General features: G+C 32.4%; 32 protein-coding genes. 1 reads left to right on the top strand and 31 read right to left on the bottom strand.

Annotation, left to right across the window (positions count from 1 at the left end):
* Positions 1-2: 2 nt before the first annotated feature.
* Complete coding sequence (gene ctlX, locus MED152_RS12460; RefSeq protein ID WP_015482252.1) at positions 3-935, bottom strand: citrulline utilization hydrolase CtlX; 933 nt, start codon at positions 933-935, stop codon at positions 3-5.
* Positions 936-1,098: 163 nt separating this feature from the next.
* On the opposite strand from ctlX, the gene MED152_RS12455 reads away from it, so the two are divergent.
* Positions 1,099-2,052, top strand: a complete 954-nt coding sequence (locus tag MED152_RS12455) for a fasciclin domain-containing protein (RefSeq protein ID WP_015482251.1) — start codon at positions 1,099-1,101, stop codon at positions 2,050-2,052.
* Between the two features lie 50 nt (positions 2,053-2,102).
* Here the strand turns inward: MED152_RS12455 and MED152_RS12450 are convergent, their stop codons facing one another.
* The 30 genes from MED152_RS12450 to rplW form a co-directional block, all read right to left on the bottom strand.
* On the bottom strand, positions 2,103-3,017 hold the full coding sequence (locus MED152_RS12450; protein ID WP_015482250.1) for a dimethylarginine dimethylaminohydrolase family protein: 915 nt from the start codon (positions 3,015-3,017) through the stop codon (positions 2,103-2,105).
* A 68-nt stretch (positions 3,018-3,085) separates the two neighbouring features.
* Positions 3,086-4,372, bottom strand: coding sequence for a citrate synthase (locus tag MED152_RS12445; protein ID WP_015482249.1), 1,287 nt, complete (start codon positions 4,370-4,372; stop codon positions 3,086-3,088).
* Between the two features lie 183 nt (positions 4,373-4,555).
* The gene (gene eno, locus MED152_RS12440; RefSeq protein WP_015482248.1) at positions 4,556-5,842 is read right to left on the bottom strand and encodes a phosphopyruvate hydratase; all 1,287 of its coding nucleotides are present in this window, start codon (positions 5,840-5,842) and stop codon (positions 4,556-4,558) included.
* A gap of 268 nt (positions 5,843-6,110) precedes the next feature.
* Positions 6,111-7,235: a glutamine-hydrolyzing carbamoyl-phosphate synthase small subunit gene (gene carA, locus MED152_RS12435; protein ID WP_015482247.1), complete on the bottom strand. Its 1,125-nt coding sequence runs from the start codon at positions 7,233-7,235 to the stop codon at positions 6,111-6,113.
* Positions 7,236-7,391: 156 nt separating this feature from the next.
* On the bottom strand, positions 7,392-7,874 hold the full coding sequence (gene rplQ, locus MED152_RS12430) for a 50S ribosomal protein L17 (RefSeq protein ID WP_015482246.1): 483 nt from the start codon (positions 7,872-7,874) through the stop codon (positions 7,392-7,394).
* 59 nt (positions 7,875-7,933) lie between these two features.
* Positions 7,934-8,926 (bottom strand): DNA-directed RNA polymerase subunit alpha, encoded by a 993-nt coding sequence (locus tag MED152_RS12425; RefSeq protein ID WP_015482245.1) that lies wholly within the window; start codon positions 8,924-8,926, stop codon positions 7,934-7,936.
* A gap of 94 nt (positions 8,927-9,020) precedes the next feature.
* Positions 9,021-9,626, bottom strand: a complete 606-nt coding sequence (gene rpsD, locus MED152_RS12420; protein ID WP_015482244.1) for a 30S ribosomal protein S4 — start codon at positions 9,624-9,626, stop codon at positions 9,021-9,023.
* 78 nt (positions 9,627-9,704) lie between these two features.
* Entirely contained in the window at positions 9,705-10,088 is a 384-nt protein-coding gene (gene rpsK / locus MED152_RS12415) for a 30S ribosomal protein S11 (protein ID WP_015482243.1), read from the bottom strand.
* A gap of 85 nt (positions 10,089-10,173) precedes the next feature.
* Complete coding sequence (rpsM, locus tag MED152_RS12410; protein ID WP_015482242.1) at positions 10,174-10,539, bottom strand: 30S ribosomal protein S13; 366 nt, start codon at positions 10,537-10,539, stop codon at positions 10,174-10,176.
* Positions 10,539-10,655, bottom strand: coding sequence for a type B 50S ribosomal protein L36 (gene ykgO, locus MED152_RS13660; protein ID WP_004568720.1), 117 nt, complete (start codon positions 10,653-10,655; stop codon positions 10,539-10,541). Before ykgO ends, rpsM begins: the two co-directional genes overlap by 1 nt.
* Positions 10,656-10,666: 11 nt before the next feature.
* Positions 10,667-10,882 (bottom strand): translation initiation factor IF-1, encoded by a 216-nt coding sequence (infA, locus tag MED152_RS12405; protein WP_015482241.1) that lies wholly within the window; start codon positions 10,880-10,882, stop codon positions 10,667-10,669.
* Between the two features lies 1 nt (position 10,883).
* On the bottom strand, positions 10,884-12,206 hold the full coding sequence (gene secY, locus MED152_RS12400) for a preprotein translocase subunit SecY (protein ID WP_041383685.1): 1,323 nt from the start codon (positions 12,204-12,206) through the stop codon (positions 10,884-10,886).
* Between the two features lie 13 nt (positions 12,207-12,219).
* Positions 12,220-12,672, bottom strand: coding sequence for a 50S ribosomal protein L15 (gene rplO / locus MED152_RS12395; RefSeq protein ID WP_015482239.1), 453 nt, complete (start codon positions 12,670-12,672; stop codon positions 12,220-12,222).
* A 10-nt stretch (positions 12,673-12,682) separates the two neighbouring features.
* Entirely contained in the window at positions 12,683-12,865 is a 183-nt protein-coding gene (rpmD, locus tag MED152_RS12390; protein ID WP_015482238.1) for a 50S ribosomal protein L30, read from the bottom strand.
* Between the two features lie 11 nt (positions 12,866-12,876).
* Entirely contained in the window at positions 12,877-13,401 is a 525-nt protein-coding gene (gene rpsE, locus MED152_RS12385) for a 30S ribosomal protein S5 (RefSeq protein ID WP_041383683.1), read from the bottom strand.
* 3 nt (positions 13,402-13,404) lie between these two features.
* Positions 13,405-13,755, bottom strand: coding sequence for a 50S ribosomal protein L18 (gene rplR / locus MED152_RS12380; RefSeq protein WP_015482236.1), 351 nt, complete (start codon positions 13,753-13,755; stop codon positions 13,405-13,407).
* An 11-nt stretch (positions 13,756-13,766) separates the two neighbouring features.
* Complete coding sequence (gene rplF / locus MED152_RS12375) at positions 13,767-14,312, bottom strand: 50S ribosomal protein L6 (protein ID WP_015482235.1); 546 nt, start codon at positions 14,310-14,312, stop codon at positions 13,767-13,769.
* A gap of 9 nt (positions 14,313-14,321) precedes the next feature.
* On the bottom strand, positions 14,322-14,720 hold the full coding sequence (gene rpsH / locus MED152_RS12370) for a 30S ribosomal protein S8 (protein ID WP_015482234.1): 399 nt from the start codon (positions 14,718-14,720) through the stop codon (positions 14,322-14,324).
* Positions 14,721-14,882: 162 nt separating this feature from the next.
* Positions 14,883-15,152 (bottom strand): 30S ribosomal protein S14, encoded by a 270-nt coding sequence (gene rpsN, locus MED152_RS12365; RefSeq protein ID WP_015482233.1) that lies wholly within the window; start codon positions 15,150-15,152, stop codon positions 14,883-14,885.
* A gap of 3 nt (positions 15,153-15,155) precedes the next feature.
* Positions 15,156-15,707, bottom strand: a complete 552-nt coding sequence (gene rplE / locus MED152_RS12360) for a 50S ribosomal protein L5 (protein ID WP_015482232.1) — start codon at positions 15,705-15,707, stop codon at positions 15,156-15,158.
* Between the two features lie 8 nt (positions 15,708-15,715).
* On the bottom strand, positions 15,716-16,018 hold the full coding sequence (gene rplX / locus MED152_RS12355) for a 50S ribosomal protein L24 (RefSeq protein ID WP_015482231.1): 303 nt from the start codon (positions 16,016-16,018) through the stop codon (positions 15,716-15,718).
* 12 nt (positions 16,019-16,030) lie between these two features.
* A complete protein-coding gene (rplN, locus tag MED152_RS12350; protein WP_015482230.1) occupies positions 16,031-16,399 on the bottom strand; it encodes a 50S ribosomal protein L14 in 369 nt (122 codons plus the stop codon).
* Between the two features lies 1 nt (position 16,400).
* Positions 16,401-16,658, bottom strand: coding sequence for a 30S ribosomal protein S17 (gene rpsQ / locus MED152_RS12345; protein ID WP_015482229.1), 258 nt, complete (start codon positions 16,656-16,658; stop codon positions 16,401-16,403).
* A 20-nt stretch (positions 16,659-16,678) separates the two neighbouring features.
* The gene (rpmC, locus tag MED152_RS12340; protein ID WP_015482228.1) at positions 16,679-16,870 is read right to left on the bottom strand and encodes a 50S ribosomal protein L29; all 192 of its coding nucleotides are present in this window, start codon (positions 16,868-16,870) and stop codon (positions 16,679-16,681) included.
* Positions 16,871-16,881: 11 nt separating this feature from the next.
* Entirely contained in the window at positions 16,882-17,313 is a 432-nt protein-coding gene (gene rplP, locus MED152_RS12335) for a 50S ribosomal protein L16 (protein ID WP_015482227.1), read from the bottom strand.
* A gap of 21 nt (positions 17,314-17,334) precedes the next feature.
* Positions 17,335-18,051, bottom strand: coding sequence for a 30S ribosomal protein S3 (rpsC, locus tag MED152_RS12330; protein ID WP_015482226.1), 717 nt, complete (start codon positions 18,049-18,051; stop codon positions 17,335-17,337).
* Positions 18,052-18,062: 11 nt separating this feature from the next.
* Positions 18,063-18,467, bottom strand: a complete 405-nt coding sequence (gene rplV / locus MED152_RS12325) for a 50S ribosomal protein L22 (protein WP_015482225.1) — start codon at positions 18,465-18,467, stop codon at positions 18,063-18,065.
* Between the two features lie 6 nt (positions 18,468-18,473).
* Positions 18,474-18,752, bottom strand: coding sequence for a 30S ribosomal protein S19 (gene rpsS, locus MED152_RS12320; protein ID WP_015482224.1), 279 nt, complete (start codon positions 18,750-18,752; stop codon positions 18,474-18,476).
* A gap of 7 nt (positions 18,753-18,759) precedes the next feature.
* Positions 18,760-19,584 carry a 50S ribosomal protein L2 gene (gene rplB, locus MED152_RS12315; RefSeq protein WP_015482223.1) on the bottom strand — a complete coding sequence of 275 codons (825 nt, stop codon included), beginning with the start codon at positions 19,582-19,584 and terminating at the stop codon, positions 18,760-18,762.
* An 11-nt stretch (positions 19,585-19,595) separates the two neighbouring features.
* On the bottom strand, positions 19,596-19,886 hold the full coding sequence (rplW, locus tag MED152_RS12310; RefSeq protein ID WP_015482222.1) for a 50S ribosomal protein L23: 291 nt from the start codon (positions 19,884-19,886) through the stop codon (positions 19,596-19,598).
* Between the last annotated feature and the right edge of the window lie 3 nt (positions 19,887-19,889).

Below are 19,889 nucleotides of genomic sequence, written 5' to 3'. Positions count from 1 at the left end.
TTTTATTGTTTTGGTAAAAAAACTTCGGCCATCATACATCTTGCACTTCCTCCTCCACAAGTTTCAATTGTAGATAAAGAACTAGAAATTATCTTACAATGCTTTTGAATTCTATTTATTTGGTCTTTGGTTAAACAATCATAAGCAGATTGACTCATGATTAAGAAACGTTCATTATTGGCACCTTGCACTTGCAACATATTCCCTGCAAAATTAGTTACTTGCTCTTCAGAAATATCTATCACCTCTTTTTTATCTTCTTTTAAAGATTTTAAAACGTGCTTACGCTCTTTTTTATCATCTATGCAAGACAAGCAGATTACAGCAAAAGTTTCTGCAACACACATCATAACATTAGTATGATAAATGGCTTCTCTAGCTCCATTTACAGTTTGATTTGCAGTAAAAATAACGGGAGTATACTCAAAATCTTCACAAAACTCAATAAACAGTTCTTCGTCTGCTCTTGGAGATAATGCACAATATGCCTTTTGATTTTTTCTATCTAAAATCATGCTTCCTGTACCCTCTAAAAAAATGTTTTGTTCTTCTGCAGACGTATAATCAACAACACTCTCAATTACAAAACCATTTTCTTCAAGCTTTTCTAAAACATCTTCTCTTCGTTCTAACCTTCTATTCTCTGCAAACATCGGATAAATTGCAACTGTACCATTTGCATGAAAAGAAATCCAGTTATTTGGAAAGATAGAATCTGGAGTATCATTTTCTAAATTATCTGAAATTACAATTACATTAATTCCAAAAGATTTTAGCTTGTTAACATAATCATCAAATTCTAATTGCGCCTTTTTATTAATCTCTACATTCTTAATACTTAAATCTTCTTGATAGTAATTATTAACCGCTGTTTGCTCATTCATCCTAAAGTTTACAGGACGAATCATCAATATTGAATTCGTAGTTTGTTGCATTAATTTCTAATTAAAGTGTAAAATTATGCTTTTTATTTTACAGTAAGAATAAGAATGTTCAATATTCTGCACCAAATTTTATCATTTGTTTAACAGTTTCAAATGTTAATTCTGTTTAATTTTATCAAAAAATATTTAAACAATAATTAATACCCCAATTCAAATGAAAACAATTTCAAAATTTTTATCGGTTTTAGTAGTGCTAATTTTATTCTCATCTTGTAATGATGATGATGATAATAATGTTACTCCTCAAACAAACACAATTGTCGATGTTGCTTTAAATAATAATTTAACAGAATTAGCAGCAGCAGTAACAAGAGCAGATCTTGCTGGCACTTTATCTAGTGATGGTAATTTTACAGTATTTGCACCTACAAATGATGCTTTTCAAGAATTATTAGATTCAAATGCTGATTGGAATACAATAAATGATATTCCTGTAGAAACTTTAAGAGCGGTCTTATTGTTTCATGTTTTAGATAGCGAAGTTATGTCTAGTGAATTATCTGACACTTATGTAAACACATTGTCAACTGGGCCAAATAACGAAGCAATTTCTTTGCAAGTAGAAGTAACTGGAGGTGTTTCATTTAATGGTACTGCAACACCATTAACAACAGATGTAAATGCATCTAATGGAATTGTACATGTTATTGATAAAGTGATGTTACCTCCAAATGTGGTTACTATTGCACTTAATAACAGCGGTTTTACAAGCTTAGTGGCTGCTTTAACGGACTCTAGACATACTACAGATTTTGTATCTATCTTAAATGGTGATGGACCTTTTACAGTTTTTGCACCTACCAATGATGCTTTTCAAGATTTATTAGATTCAAATCAAAATTGGAATAGCTTGACAGATGTACCAATTGCAACGTTAGATGCTGTTTTAAAGTACCATGTTGTGAATGGTTTAAATGTTCAGGCCAAGCAATTATCTAATGGAGATGTGCCAGTTATAGGAGGAAGTATTACAATTGATTTAACTTCTGGAGCACAAATAAAAACTTCAAGCAATCAAACTGTAAATATAATTGTAAGTCCTGCTACCAACGATGTACAAGCTACAAATGGTGTTGTACATGCTATAGACACAGTATTATTACCTTAATATTATTTCGATTTTACAAAACAAAAACGCTGCTTTATGCAGCGTTTTTTTTATTCTCTAATTAAAGGCATTGTAGAACACCTTAACAAACCTTCTTGCTTGGCAATCTCTGAATAATGCACTTCTTCAACCGTAAAACCATTTTCTCTTAACCAAGTATTTAATCTTTTAAAGTTGACTTCAGATATTACTACATCTTCAGAAATAGAAAATACATTACTATTCATATTGTACATTTCTTCTTTGGTTATTTCAAAGATATTTTCTTCACCAAAGTAATTTTTTAACCAATTATATTCATCCTCTATTAAGAATCCGTTTTTATGTAAAATTGCCTTGTTTTTACCAATTGGTTGAAAACAGCAATCTAAATGCAATGCATTTTCTTTAGCATTGGTATTTGACTTTCTTAATTCAAAAGGTTTTACAATTTTATCTGGAAACTGTTTTTGCAACTCATTTACTGCTGCTGAATTTGTTCTTGCCGTTATAAAATCTGGGTAATCTTCTCCTGAATACGTACCTACAAATAAATAGTCATTCCAAGGCATAACATCACCACCTTCAACATGGCATTCTTCAGGAAGTTGAATTATATTTTCAGAACCAATTAAATCTAAAACATGCTGAATAGCCAAATATTCTTTTTCCCTATCTGGAAGTATATTTGCTTTTACCAATTTATCATCAATTACAAAAGCAATATCTCTAGAGAATATTTGATTATAGTCTTCTATGATTTCTGGCCTGTAAACATCTACATTGTATTTCTTTAATACAGCAGCTACCTCCTCCATTTCTTGAACCATATCTTGTTCTTTAGGATAAGTGCCAGCTAAAACATGCTCTAAACTTTTTGGATCATAACAATCTTCTGGTTTAGGTATTGGCCCAACACTTTTTGCTGTTCCTAAAACTACAGCCTTTAACTTAGAAGTTTCGTTAGTAATATTTAGTTTTATCATTTTATTGATTATAAAAAAAGCTTCATAATTTATGAAGCTTTTAATTTTATAGTATAAATAATAGTTTATTATCTGTTTTCAATAGATGTAAAAGATCTTTCTGTTTCACCAGTATAGATTTGACGTGGTCTACCTATTGGCTCTTTATTTAATCTCATTTCTTTCCATTGTGCAATCCAACCTGGTAAACGCCCTAAAGCAAACATTACTGTAAACATTTCTACAGGAATACCCATTGCTCTGTAAATAATACCTGAATAGAAATCTACATTTGGATATAGTTTACGGTCTACGAAGTAAGGATCGTTTAAAGCTTCTTCTTCTAATCCTTTTGCTATTTCTAAAATAGGATCATTAACACCTAAACTATTTAATACTTCATCTGCAGCCTTCTTAATGATTTTTGCTCTTGGATCGAAGTTTTTATAAACTCTATGACCAAAGCCCATTAATCTAAATGGATCGTTCTTATCTTTTGCTTTAGCCATGTACTTTTTAGTATCTCCACCATCTTCTTTAATAGCTTCTAGCATTTCTAATACTGCTTGGTTAGCACCACCATGTAATGGCCCCCAAAGTGCAGAAATACCTGCAGATAAAGAAGCAAATAAACCAGCATGAGAAGATCCAACTATTCTTACTGTAGATGTAGAACAGTTTTGCTCATGATCTGCATGTAAAATTAATAATTTATCTAAAGCATCTTTTACAATGGTATTCATTTCATAAGTTTCATTTGGCTGCTCAAACATCATTTGCATAATATTTTCTACATACCCTAAAGACTTAGAACCGTAGTTTAAAGGCAATCCTTGTTTTTTACGCATTGTCCATGCTACTAAAACAGGGAACTTCCCTAATATTTTAACAATTGCTCTATACATATCTTCCTCTGAATCTACATTTACAGAAGAAGGATTAAAAGCAGTAAGCGCACTTGTTAATGAAGACAAAATACCCATTGGGTGAGCCGTTTTTGGAAAAGCATCTAAAATCTTTTTAACATCATCATCAACAACAGATTTAGATTTAATATCTGAATGAAATTTCTCTAATTGCTCAGTAGTTGGTAAATCACCAAAAATTAAAGCATAAGCAACTTCCAAAAAGTCTGCTTTCTCTGCCAATTGCTCTATTGGATAACCTCTATATCTTAAAATACCTTTTTCACCATCTAAAAATGTAATGGCACTTTCACAAGAACCTGTATTTTTAAAACCAGGATCGATTGTAATCACTCCATTTGTTGCACCTCTTAATGATTTTATATCAATTGCAACTTCATCTTCTGTTCCTTTTACTAGAGGAAATTCGTAAGAATTATCTCCAATATGTAATTTAGCTATATCTGGCATTTATGTATTTTTTAATAAAATTTTTCCTTGCACGAAGATACCATATTTTAAAATATTTTAAAAGGATACAGATATAGATTTTTAGTATTAAAACATAAAATTGATTTATTTAACAATACCTTAATAAACAAGAAAACCTTGCAAGAATATTGCAAGGTTTTTATATAAAATATGATAATTGTATTATATCTTAAAAGCTTTCTCTTTTGGAAAGTAAGCAGTTGCTCCTAAAGCTTCTTCAATTCTTAATAATTGATTGTACTTAGCCATTCTGTCTGAACGTGAAGCAGAACCAGTTTTAATTTGACCACAGTTTAAAGCTACTGCTAAATCTGCAATGGTATTGTCTTCAGTTTCTCCAGATCTGTGAGACATTACAGAAGTATATCCAGCATTTTTAGCCATATTTACTGCAGCTATGGTTTCTGTTAAAGTACCAATTTGATTTACTTTAATTAATATTGAATTTGCGATACCATTGTCAATACCTTTTGATAATCTCTCTACATTAGTAACAAATAAATCATCACCTACTAATTGAACTTTATCGCCAATTTTTTCTGTAAGGTATTTCCAACCATCCCAATCATTTTCATCCATACCATCTTCAATAGATATAATAGGATAATTGGCTGCTAACTCAGCTAAATAATCTGCTTGCTCTTGGCTAGTTCTTACTTTACCTTTACTACCCTCAAACTTAGTGTAATCGTATGCACCATCAACATAAAACTCTGCTGCTGCACAGTCTAAGGCAATCATAATTTCATCACCAAAAGAATAACCCGCATTTTCAACGGCCAAAGCAATAGTATCTAAAGCATCTTCTGTACCTTCTAAAGTTGGCGCAAAACCACCTTCATCACCTACTGCTGTTGATAAATTTCTATCGTGTAAAACCTTCTTTAGGTTATGAAAAATTTCAGAACCCATTTTCATTGCTTCAGAAAAATTATTTGCTTTTACAGGCATAACCATAAATTCTTGAAATGCAATTGGAGCATCTGAATGCGAACCACCATTAATGATATTCATCATTGGTAATGGTAAGGTGTTTGCAGAAACACCACCAACATATCTATATAAAGGCATTCCTAATTCATTTGCTGCTGCTTTAGCTGCTGCTAATGATACACCTAAAATTGCATTTGCACCTAATTTTGATTTATTGCTAGTACCATCTAAATCAATCATTAATTGATCTATTGCGTTTTGCTCAAAAACAGAAACACCTAAAAGTTCTTCTGCAATAGTATTGTTTACATTTTCTACAGCTTTTAAAACTCCTTTACCCATGTAATCTTTACCACCATCTCTAAGTTCTACAGCTTCATGTTCTCCTGTAGAAGCACCTGAAGGAACAGCAGCTCTACCTACAATTCCGTTTTCTGTAGTAACATCTACTTCTACAGTTGGGTTACCTCTTGAATCAAATATTTGACGTGCATGTACACTTATAATTATACTCATTTTTATAGATTTAAAGCTCAATTATACAGAGCTTTGATTAGTCATTGCTAAATTACAAAATGTTGTATAGATTTAATAATTTGGTTTTGAATAATTACGAAAACGTTTGCTGAGTATCCTAAAATCAAAAAACCCACTCAATAAAATTGAGTGGGAAAATTGCTATGAAAAAGAAATGTGATTTTTACATCACACTTCAAATATACTATTATATTATAAATCAGGAATTAATACCACTTGAAAAACAGGTAAATTTCGATTAATAACCTTAAAGTGTAGACGAAACTTCTTTATTCTTGCCCAAACTATCTATAAATTGATCGAATAAATACACAGAATCGTTTGGTCCTGGACTAGCTTCTGGATGGTACTGCACAGAAAACACTTTTTTGTCTTTCATACTAATACCAGCAACAGTATTATCATTTAAATGAATGTGTGTAATTTCTACAACAGGATTAGCTTCTGTTTCTTCTCTATTAATGGCAAAACCATGGTTTTGAGAAGTAATTTCTCCTTTACCCGTTAAAAGGTTTTTTATAGGATGATTAATTCCTCTATGACCATTATGCATTTTGTAAGTAGAAATTCCGTTTGCCAATGCTATAACTTGATGCCCTAAACAAATTCCAAAAAGCGGTAAATCTCTTTTAATAATCTCTTTAGCTACTTCAATTGCTTCTGTTAAAGGCTCTGGATCTCCAGGACCGTTAGAAATAAAATAACCATCAGGATTAAAACTTTCTAAATCTTCAAATCTAGAATTATATGGAAACACTTTTATATATGCTCCTCTTTTTGCTAAGTTTCTTAATATATTTTTTTTGATACCAATATCTAGTGCCGATATTTTTATAGGTGCATCTTCTTCACCAATAAAATAAGGTTCTTTAGTAGATACTTTAGAGGCCAATTCTAATCCTTCCATACTTGGTACAGCTGCTAATTGCTTTTTAAGGCTTTCAATATTATCTACATCTGTAGAAATTATGGCATTCATTGCTCCATTGTCTCTAATATAAGAAACAAGCGCTCTAGTATCAACATCTGAAATCGCAACAAGATTATGTTTTTTAAACCAGTCTAATAAATTGCCATTAGAATCTACTCTAGAATGTGTAAAACTAAAGTTTCTACAAATTAAACCTGATATTTTAATTGAATCTGATTCTACTTCATTATCATTCACTCCGTAATTACCTATATGAGCATTGGTAGTTACCATTAACTGACCAAAGTAAGAAGGATCTGTAAAGATTTCTTGATAACCCGTCATTCCAGTATTAAAACAAATTTCACCAGTTGCTGAACCTTCTATTCCTACAGACTTACCATAAAAAATAGTACCATCTGCTAATAATACTAACGCTTTTTTTCTTTGTTGATATTTCATTTTTTATTCTGTTTATTTTCTGCCATACAGAAAAAGTTTTACAAAAATAAGATATAAGCTTATTTTTAGCTAAAAGAGTTATTACTTTTTATTTACAAAAAAAGGGATAAACGTAAACGCTTATCCCTCTATATATTTTAAAAAAATCTTCATTTTTTATTCCTCTGATTTCTCTTCAGTTGAAGTATTTTCTACTTGAGCAGTTTCAGTTTTCTTAGAACCTCCTCTTCTACTTCTACGTGTAGATTTTTTAGCTTTTGCACCTTTAGGATTATAAAGTTCGTTGTAATCAACTAACTCAACCATAGCCATAGGAGCATTATCTCCTTGACGATTTCCTAATTTAATGATACGAATATAACCACCTGGTCTATCAGCTACCTTTACAGATACTTCTCTAAAAAGCTCAGTTACTGCATACTTGTCACGTAAGTATGAAAATACTATACGTCTGTTGTGAGTTGTATCTGATTTAGATTTAGTAATTAATGGCTCTACAAAAACTCTTAATGCTTTTGCTTTTGCAACTGTGGTATTAATACGTTTGTGCTCAATTAATGAACAAGCCATATTTGCTAACATCGCTTTTCTATGCGCTGTCTTTCTACCTAAATGATTGTGTTTTTTTCCGTGTCTCATGACCTTTGTTTATTCTTTCATCTTGCATCTACCCATTTTGAGGAGCAAACTATGAAAGGTTAATCTCTATCTAATTTATATTTTGTTAAATCCATTCCAAAACTTAAACCTTTAACAATAACTAATTCTTCTAGTTCTGTTAATGATTTTTTTCCAAAGTTTCTAAACTTCATTAAATCACTCTTGTTAAATGAAACTAAATCTCCTAATGTATCTACTTCTGCAGCTTTTAAACAATTTAAAGCTCTTACAGATAAATCCATATCGATTAATCTAGTTTTCAATAACTGACGCATATGTAATGATTCCTCATCATATGTTTCAGTCTGTGCAATTTCATCAGCCTCTAAAGTGATACGCTCATCAGAGAATAACATAAAATGGTGAATTAAAATTTTAGCAGCTTCTGTTAAAGCATCTTTAGGATTGATTGATCCATCAGTATCGATATCGAAAACTAATTTTTCATAATCTGTCTTTTGCTCTACACGAAAGTTCTCAATTGCATATTTTACATTCTTTATTGGAGTGTAAATAGAATCTGTAAAGATTGTTCCAATAGGTGCAGAAGCTTTTTTGTTTTCTTCTGCAGGTACAAATCCTCTACCTTTTTCAATTGTGATTTCTGCATTCAATTTTACAGATTTATCCATATTACAGATTACTAAATCTGGGTTCAATACTTGAAAACCAGAAATAAACTTCTGTAAATCTCCTGCTGTAAATTGCTCTTGACCAGATATTGAAACTGATACAGTTTCTCTATCTGTTTCATCAATCTGCTTCTTAAAACGAACTTGTTTTAAGTTTAATATAATTTCAGTAACATCTTCTACGATTCCTGAAACCGTTGAGAATTCGTGCTCTACACCATCAATTCTTAATGACGTAATTGCAAATCCTTCTAATGAAGATAATAATACTCTTCTTAAAGCATTACCTACTGTTAATCCAAAACCTGGCTCTAAAGGTCTAAACTCAAATCTTCCAGAAAAATCTGTAGATTCAATCATTATTACTTTATCAGGTTTCTGAAAATTTAAAATTGCCATTTGTTCTTCTTTTTAATTGTTATTTAGTTGCGCGGTTTTTGAGTGTGAAGAAATACTAAAAACCCTTTGGCCAAATACCAATATGATTAATTTATTACTTAGAATATAATTCTACGATTAATTGCTCTTTAATGTTTTCTGGAATTTGTAATCTTTCTGGTACCTTAACAAAAGTTCCTGATTTAGTATCATTATTCCAAGTTAACCATTCGAATACATTATTGTTAGATGCTAATGCATCCTCGATAGCCACTAAAGATTTAGATTTTTCTCTAACTGCAACAACATCTCCTTCTTTTAAACTGTATGATGGAATGTTAACGATTTCACCATTTACAGTAATATGTCTGTGAGATACTAATTGACGAGCTCCACTTCTAGAATTTGAAACCCCCATTCTGTAAACAACGTTATCTAAACGAGATTCACATAATTGTAATAAGATTTCACCTGTAATTCCTTGAGATGCAGATGCTTTTTTAAACAAGTTACTGAATTGACGCTCTAAAATACCATAAGTATATTTCGCTTTTTGCTTCTCCATTAACTGAGTTGCATATTCAGATTTCTTTCCTCTTCTTCTCGCATTTCCATGTTGTCCTGGAGGAAAATTTCTTTTTTCGAAGTTCTTATCTTCTCCGAAAATTGCCTCGCCAAATTTACGAGCAATTTTAGTTTTTGGTCCTGTATATCTTGCCATTTCTTTTTTGTTATGATTAGGGATTATGAATTAAGGCTTATCCTTCGAAAATCTTTTTCCTAATCGATTAAAATATAATTATACTCTTCTTCTTTTTGGTGGACGACATCCATTATGTGGAATTGGTGTAACATCAATAATTTCTGTTACTTCAATACCTGCATTGTGGATAGATCTAATTGCAGATTCTCTACCATTACCTGGCCCTTTTACATAAACTTTTACTTTACGTAAACCTGCTTCTTTTGCTACATTTGCACAATCTTCTGCTGCTAATTGAGCTGCATATGGAGTATTCTTTTTAGAACCTCTAAAACCCATTTTACCTGCAGATGACCAAGATATAACATCACCTTTTTTATTTGTTAAAGAAATAATGATGTTGTTAAAAGTTGCACTTACGTGAGCTTCTCCAATCGCATCAATTATAACCTTACGTTTTTTTGAACTTGCTTTTGCCATAATATTTGTTGTTCAGTCATCACTTAATAGTAAATTGTATCTAAATACGGCACACTACCAGTTAACAACTAGTTTAATCTCTAACTTATTTCTTCTTGTTAGCTACTGTTTTTCTCTTACCTTTTCTTGTACGAGAATTGTTTTTGGTTCTTTGACCTCTTAGAGGAAGACCTAATCTATGACGAATACCTCTTTGACAACCAATATCCATCAAACGTTTGATGTTTATTTGTACCTCAGAACGTAATTCACCTTCAATTGTGAAAGATCCTACTTGCTCTCTAATTGCTGCGATTTGCTCATCAGTCCAATCTTGAACTTTAATGCTTTCATCAACCTTAGCTTCTGCTAAAACTTTTTTAGCTCTGCTGTTTCCTATACCAAAGATGTAAGTTAAAGCAATAACTCCTCTTTTATTCTTTGGAATATCAATACCTGCTATTCTTGCCATTACCCTTGTCTTTGTTTAAATCTAGGATTTTGTTTATTAATCACGTATAATCTACCTTTTCTGCGCACTATTTTGCAGTCGGCACTTCTCTTTTTAACTGATGCTCTAACTTTCATCTGTTTTGTTTTTAGTATCTGTAAGTAATTCTTGCTTTCGTTAAATCGTATGGACTCATTTCTAACTTTACCTTATCACCTGGTAAAAGTTTAATATAATGCATTCGCATTTTACCTGATATATGAGCCGTAACAATATGACCGTTTTCTAATTCTACACGAAACATTGCATTTGATAATGCTTCTGTAATAGTCCCATCTTGTTGAATTGCTGATTGTTTAGCCATACTATTTATTCGATTTTCTATTGCTGTTTCCTGTTTTCATTAAACCATCATAATGACGATTTAATAAATAGGAATTAATTTGTTGTAATGTATCTATAGCAACACCAACCATAATGATTAGTGATGTACCTCCGTAAAACATTGCCCAACTCTGTTGTACTCCAAACTGAACTACAATTGCTGGCAAAATTGATAAAGCCGCTAAAAATAAAGAACCTGGAAATGTAATTCTAGATAAAACAGAATCTAAACGTTCTGCAGTATCTTTACCTGGTCTTATTCCTGGTATAAAACCACCACTTCTTTTTAAATCTTCAGCCATTTTATTCGTAGGAATAGTAATCGCTGTATAGAAAAAACTAAAAATGATAATTAACAATGCAAAAATCACATTGTAACCTAAGCCATTAATATCTTGCAAACTTGCCATAAATGGAAACCTCTGAGCTAAAGCCATAGGAATAAACATTATTGCTTGTGCAAAAATAATAGGCATTACACCAGCTGCATTTAATTTTAAAGGAATATAATCTCTACTCCCTGCAACATTTTGTACGTTTCCTGCAACTGTTCTTCTAGCATATTGAACTGCAATTTTTCTTACAGCAGTAACTAATAAAACAGTAAGTAAAATTACTACGAACCAAACAATGATTTCAATTAAGATCATCATTACTCCACCTGCACCAGCATTTGTTGTTTTAGCAACAAACTCTTGTAAAAATGCAGCAGGAAAGTTAGCAATAATACCAACAGTAATTAATAATGATATACCATTACCAACACCTTTATCTGTAATACGCTCTCCTAACCACATTGCAAAAATAGTACCTGCAGTTAAAATGATTATTGATGAAACCCAAAATGTTGCTCCACTTACCAAAAAGGCTTCAGGACCAAGACCAAATTGAGTTTTAATAGCTGTAATATACGTTGGTGCTTGCACTAAAGTAATAGCTATTGTTAACCATCTAGTTATTTGTGTAATTTTTTTACGTCCACTTTCTCCATCTTTCTGTAACTTCTGTAAATAAGGAACAGCTATTCCCATTAACTGAACTACAATAGATGCAGAAATATATGGCATAATACCAAGTGCCATTACTGACGCTCTAGCAAATGCCCCTCCTGTAAATGCATTCAATAAACCTAAAAGACCACCATCTGTACTTTCTTTTAAAGCTGCAAGTTGTAATGGATCTACGCCTGGTAAAGGAACAGCAGCCATAAAACGATACACAGCAATTAAACCAATTGTTAGAAGAATTTTGTTTTTTAATTCTTCAATACTGAAAATGTCTTTTAATCTATTAATAAAATTCATCATTTACGAGATCTTATAAAGTAACAGCTTCTCCTCCAGCAGCTTCAATTGCCGCTTTTGCTGATGCTGTAAATTTATGTACAGTTATATTTAATTTAGCTTTTAATTCTCCATTACCTAATATCTTAACCAAGTCATTCTTACCTGCCAATCTATTAGCTACTAAAGTATCTAAATCTACTGTATCTTTTATTTTCCCTGCATCAACTAAAGATTGTAATTTATCTAAATTGATACCTTGATATTCTTTACGGTTTATGTTCGTGAAACCAAATTTTGGCACACGTCTTTGAAGTGGCATTTGACCACCCTCAAAACCTATTTTTCTAGAATAACCTGAACGAGATTTAGCCCCTTTGTGACCTCTTGTAGAAGTTCCTCCATGACCAGAACCTTCACCACGTGCGATTCTTTTCCCTTTTTTAACAGATCCTTCTGCTGGTGTTAAGTTGTGTAAACTACTCATTTTAAATATCTTATTTTGACTCCTCTACAGAAACCAAATGTGAAACTTTATTTACCATACCAACGATTGATGGAGTTGCCTCATGCTCAACAGTTTGGTTTAATCTACGTAAACCTAAAGCCTCTAAAGTTCTTTTCTGATTCTTTAAACGCCCGATTTGACTTTTTACTTGTGTAACCTTAATTTTTGCCATCTCTTCTAGATTTATCCGTTAAATACTTTTTCTAAAGATATACCTCTTTGCTTAGCAATTGCTGCTGCACTTCTTAATTGAAGTAAAGCATCAAAAGTTGCCTTTACTGCATTGTGAGGATTTGAAGAACCTTGAGATTTTGATAATACATCATGTACACCAACAGATTCTAATACTGCACGAACTGCACCACCAGCAATAACCCCTGTACCAGGAGAAGCAGGCTTGATGAATACTTTTGCACCACCAAACTTACCTTTTTGCTCATGAGGTAAAGTACCTTCTAAAATAGGTATTCTTACTAAATTTTTCTTTGCATCTTCTACTGCTTTTGCAATAGCAGAAGAAACATCCTTAGATTTTCCTAAACCATGACCTACAACACCATTACCATCACCAACAACAACGATTGCAGAGAAACCAAATGCTCTACCCCCTTTTGTTACTTTAGTTACACGTTGTACACCAACTAATCTATCTACAAGCTCTAATCCGCTTGGTTTAACTCTTTCTACGTTTTTATAACCTTGCATAATTTCTTAAAATTTTAAACCAGCTTCTCTTGCAGCTTCTGCTAATACTTTAACTCTACCATGGTATAAATAACCATTTCTATCGAAAGCAACTGTTTCAATACCTGATTTGGTAGCTTTTTCTGCAATTGATTTTCCTACTGCAGTAGCTGCCTCAGCTTTAGAACTTGCTTTTATTTCTTTATCTCTAGATGAAACAGAAGCTAAAGTAACTCCGTTTACATCGTCTACTAGTTGCGCATAAATCTCTTTGTTACTCCTATAAACCGATAATCTTGGTTTAGTAGCAGTACCAGAAACGATCTTTCTAATTCTACGCTTAATTCTAGCTCTTCTTTGTAGCTTTGATAATGCCATAATGCTATATATTATGCAGACTTACCTGCTTTTCTTCTTAATACTTCACCAACAAACTTAACACCTTTACCTTTATAAGGTTCTGGAGTTCTGAAAGAACGAATCTTTGCAGCTACTTGACCAACTAATTGTTTATCAAACGAAGTTAATTTAATGATTGGGTTTTTCCCTTTCTCTGAAATAGTTTCAACTTTAACTTCTGGAGCCAAGTTTAAAACAATATTATGTGAGAAACCTAAAGCTAAATCTAACTTTTGTCCTTGATTCGATGCTCTATAACCAACACCTACCAATTCTAAATCTTTAGTCCATCCTTTAGAAACACCTTCGATCATATTATTGATCAATGCTCTCATTAAACCATGTTGTGCTTTATGGTCTTTACTTTCTGAAGCTCTATCTAAAGTGATAGTGTTATCTTCAATACTTACCGTAATTCCTTCAGAAATAGTTTGTGATAATTCACCTAACTTTCCTTTTACAGTAATAACGTTGTCTTTAATGCTTACATCTACACCTTGTGCGATGCTAACTGGGTTTTTTCCAATTCTACTCATCTCTCAGGTTTAATAAACGTAACATAAAACTTCTCCTCCAACATTCTCTTGTTTTGCTTTTTTGTTTGTCATAACACCTTTTGATGTTGAAACAATAGCAATACCAAGACCGTTTAATACTCTAGGCATCTCTGAAGACCCCACGTATTTACGTAAACCAGGTGTACTGATACGTTGAATTTTTCTAATTACTGACTCTTTTGTTTCCTTGTCATACTTTAAAGCGATCTTAATAGTCCCTTGAACCTTATCGTCATTGAACTGATAGCTCAAAATATAACCTTGATCAAACAAAATCTTAGTCATTTCCTTCTTCAAATTTGAAGCTGGAATTTCCACTACTCTGTGTCCTGCTGCAATAGCATTTCTTACTCTTGTAAGAAAATCCGCAATTGGATCTGTATACATATTTACTTAAATTGCGACTATGGTTTTCAATTTCCTCTATTTATGCTACAGATTTCTCTGTGAAAATTGAACCTTTAATCAGTTAAAATTCTAATACTCAAAAAAAATAGAGCGTGCAAAGATACACCTTCTATTTTTATTTATAGACTTATAATGAAATTTCTACCAACTAGCTTTTTTAACTCCTGGTATCAATCCCTGATTAGCCATTTCACGAAAAGTTACACGAGAAATACCAAACTGTCTCATATATCCTTTTGGACGTCCAGTTAATTTACATCTATTATGTAATCTTACTGGTGATGCATTTTTTGGTAACTTTTGCAATGCTTCGTAATCTCCAGCCTCTTTTAAAGCTTTTCTTTTCTCAGCATACTTTGCAACTGTACGTTCTCTTTTGCGCTCACGCGCTTTCATTGATTCTTTAGCCATTTCTTAATTTTTTTTGAATGGTAAACCTAATTCTCCTAATAATGACTTCGCTTCTTTATCAGTTTCAGCAGATGTTACAAATGTAATATCCATTCCATTGATTTTCTTAACTTGGTCTATATTAATTTCTGGGTAAATAATTTGCTCAGTAATACCTAAGTTATAATTACCTCTCCCATCAAATCCATTAGCTTTAATACCGTTAAAGTCTCTTACACGTGGTAAAGAAGCAGTAACTAATCTGTCTAAAAACTCATACATTTTATCTCCTCTTAACGTAACTTTTACACCAATTGGCATTCCTTTACGTAATTTAAAAGATGCAACATCTTTCTTAGACATCGTAGAAATTGCTTTTTGACCAGTAATTTTTGTCAACTCTTCTACAGCATAATCTATTAATTTCTTATCTGCAATAGCAGCACCAACACCTTTAGAAACAACAATTTTTTCTAATTTCGGTACTTGCATAACATTCTTATAGCTGAATTCTTCAGTAAGACTTTTTATAACTCTTTCTTTGTATTCTGCTTTTAATCTTGGTACGTAACTCATGATTAATTCTATTTATTCGTTTTTTTAGAGATTCTAGTTTTAGTACCTCCATCAACATTATAACCAACTCTTACAGCTACACCATCTTCTATCAACATAACGTTAGATATATGTAATGATGCTTCTTTTTTTACAATACCACCTTGAGGACTTTGTGCACTTGGTTTAGTGTGTTTAGAAACTAAATTCACACCTTCTACCAATACTCTATCCTTGTCTTTGATAATTTGTAAAACTTTACCTTCAGATCCTTTATGATCACCTGCAATAACTTTTACAGTATCTCCTGATTTTAATTTGAACTTCTTCATTTGTGTAATAGTTTAAAGCACTTCAGGTGCTAATGATACAATTTTCATAAATTGTTTCTCACGAAGCTCACGAGCAACTGGTCCAAAAACACGTGTTCCTCTCATCTCCTCAGTAGGATTTAATAGTACACAAGCGTTATCGTCAAATCTAATATAAGACCCGTCTTTACGTCTAACTTCTTTTTTAGTTCTTACAACAACTGCTCTAGATACTTGACCTTTTTTTACAGTTCCGTTAGGAGTTGCAGATTTAACTGATACAACAATCTTGTCTCCAATACTTGCGTAACGTTTTTTTGTTCCTCCTAAAACTCTAATTACTAAAACTTCTTTTGCTCCAGTATTGTCTGCTACTTTTAATCTTGATTCTGTCTGTAACATATTATTTAGCTCTTTCTAGGATTTCTACTAATCTCCAACGTTTAGATTTACTCATAGGTCTAGTTTCCATGATCCTAACAGTATCTCCTTCGTTGCAATCATTCTGTTCGTCGTGTGCAACGTACTTTTTCGTCTTTAAAACGAATTTACCGTACATTGGGTGTTTTACTCTTTTCGTTTCAGAAACAACAATAGATTTCTCCATTTTGCTACTAGAAACAACACCAATTCTCTCTTTTCTAAGATTTCTTTTTTCCATCTTTAAAACTGACTATAGAATTATTGTAATTCTCTTTTTGTTAATTCTGTTGCAATTCTTGCTACAGTTCTTCTTAAACTTCTCAACTGCAAAGGATTCTCCATAGGAGTAATTGCGTGAGCCATTTTAAGATCGGTATAATTTTTTTGCAACGCTACCAACTTTTCATTAAGATCAGCTGTAGATAATTCTTTAATTTCTGACTGTTTCATTTTCTTTAGAATTATGCGTTAATATCAAAATCTCTTGCGATTACAAACTTCGTTCTTACTGGAAGTTTTTGAGCAGCTAAACGAAGAGCTTCTTTTGCTACGTTCATTGGTACACCACCAACTTCAAACAAAATTCTACCTGGTTTGATTACTGCTACGAAATGATCTGGAGCACCTTTACCTTTACCCATACGTACCTCTAAAGGTTTCTTTGTAATAGGTTTATCTGGAAAGATTTTAATCCATAACTGACCTTCTCTTTTCATATGACGAGTAGCTGCAATACGAGCTGCTTCAATCTGACGTGAAGTTAATAAATTCTGGTCCAAAGATTTAATACCAAACATTCCGTTAGAAAGTTGATTACCTCTTTGAGAGTTTCCAGACATATTTCCTTTGCCTTTCTGTACCTTACGATATTTTACTCTTTTTGGCTGTAACATTTTTAATTTCTAGTTTAAAAATTATTTTCTTCTACGTGGTTGACGTTTAGATCTATCACCACCTTTACCACCTTGCTTTTTAGACAAACCAACTAAAGGAGATAACTCTCTTTTACCATAAACCTCACCTTTCATTATCCATACTTTTACACCTAATCTACCATAGGTTGTATGCGCTTCAACTAAAGCATAATCAATGTCAGCTCTAAAAGTAGAAAGAGGAATTCTACCTTCTTTAAAATGTTCTGATCTAGCCATTTCTGCTCCATTTAAACGTCCTGAAATCTGAATTTTGATACCTTCAGCATTCATACGCATTGTAGCAGCAATTGCCATTTTTATAGCTCTCTTGTAAGAAATTCTATTTTCAATTTGACGTGCAACACTAGTTGCAACTAATCTTGCATCTAATTCTGGACGCTTAATTTCAAAAATATTAATTTGAACTTCTTTACCAGTAATTTTCTTAAGCTCCTCTTTTAACTTGTCTACTTCCTGACCTCCTTTACCAATAATGATACCTGGACGGGCAGTAGTAATAGTAACGGTTACAAGTTTTAAAGTACGCTCTATAATTACTCTAGAAACACTTGCTTTAGATAATCTAGCATGAATATACTTTCTTATCTTATCATCTTCAGCAATTTTATCTCCGTAGTCATTTCCACCATACCAGTTAGACTCCCAACCTCTGATGATTCCTAAACGATTCCCAATTGGATTTGTTTTTTGTCCCATTTCTACTTTGATTAATTACTTAAATTTTTACTACCTAACTCTAAAGTAACGTGATTAGAACGCTTACGAATTCTATGAGCACGACCTTGTGGAGCAGGTCTTAATCTTTTTAACATACCTGCGCTATCTACACAAATAGACTTTACGAATAAACCAGCATCTTCTATAGATGAATCTTCATTCTTAGCTTGCCAATTTGCAATTGCAGATAACAATAATTTTTCTAAATTAATAGATGCCTCTTTAGGACTGAATTTTAAGATTTGTAAAGCTTTTTCAACTTCAACACCTCTTACTTGATCAGCAACTAAACGCATTTTTCTTGGTGATGTAGGACAGTTAGTAAGCTTAGCGAAAGCACGTTGCTTTCTATCTGCTTTTAACTGATCTGCCATATTTTTTTTACGAACTCCCATTTCCTACTATTTTTTACCTTTATTTTTTGCACCTGCATGTCCTCTAAAAGAACGTGTTGGTGAAAATTCGCCTAATTTATGCCCTACCATGTTTTCAGTAACGTAAACTGGTACAAACTGACGTCCATTGTGAACTGCAATAGTTTGACCAACGAAATCTGGAGTTATCATACTTGCTCTAGACCAAGTCTTAATAACTGTTTTATTTCCAGCTTCTACATTAGCTAACACTTTTTTCTCTAACTTATAGTGAACGTAAGGTCCTTTTTTTAATGATCTTGCCATAACTTAATTATTTCTTTCTACGTTCTATGATATACTTATTACTAGCCTTAGTCTTAGATCTAGTTTTGTAACCTTTAGCAGGTATACCATTTCTTGATCTTGGATGACCTCCAGAAGAACGTCCTTCACCACCTCCCATTGGGTGATCTACAGGGTTCATTCTAACAGCATTAACTCTTGGTCTTCTACCTAACCATCTTCTTCTACCAGCTTTACCAGAAACTAATAATTGATGATCTGAATTAGATACAACTCCAATTGTAGCCATACAAGTAAGTAGAATTAATCTAGTTTCACCTGAAGGTAATTTAACAGTAGCATACTTACCATCTCTTGCCATTAACTGAGCAAAAGATCCAGCAGATCTTGCCATAACAGCACCCTGACCAGGACGTAACTCAATACATGAAATAGTTGTTCCTAATGGAATTTCACTTAAAGGCATTGCATTACCAATTTCTGGAGTAATACCACTTCCTGAAACTACAGTCTGACCTACAGTTAAACCGTTTTGAGCAATTACATATCTCTTTTCACCATCAGCATAACTAAGTAAAGCAATAAATGCAGTACGATTTGGATCGTACTCTATAGTTTTAACTGTTGCAGGAACATCTTTCTTATCTCTTTTAAAATCGATAATACGATATTTCTGCTTATGACCTCCACCTATGTTACGTGTAGTCATTCTACCTTGACTGTTTCGACCTCCAGATCTTTTTTTCGGTGCCAATAATGACTTTTCCGGCTTATCAGTTGTTATGGCGTCGAACCCATTTACAACTCTAAAACGCTGACCTGGTGTTATTGGTTTTAATTTTCTAACTGACATTGTGTCTTTTCTTAAAGATTGTTATAAAAATCAATACTTTCTCCTTCTGCTAACTGTACAATAGCTTTCTTATACCCACTTTTAATTCCAGTTACTAAACCTTTCTTAGTATACTTAGTATTTCTCTGAATTGGATAATTTAAAGTTTTTACACTTGAAATAGAAACTCCATATGCAGATTCAACTGCACTTTTAATTTCTAATTTGTTAGCGTTTTTATCTACAACAAATGCATAACGATTAAATAATTCACTATCGTTTGTTGCTTTTTCCGTGATAATAGGTTTAATTAAAATACTCATTTC

The organism is Polaribacter sp. MED152 (genome assembly GCF_000152945.2).
Classification (GTDB): domain Bacteria; phylum Bacteroidota; class Bacteroidia; order Flavobacteriales; family Flavobacteriaceae; genus Polaribacter.
This window is presented reverse-complemented; position numbering and strand designations above follow the sequence as displayed.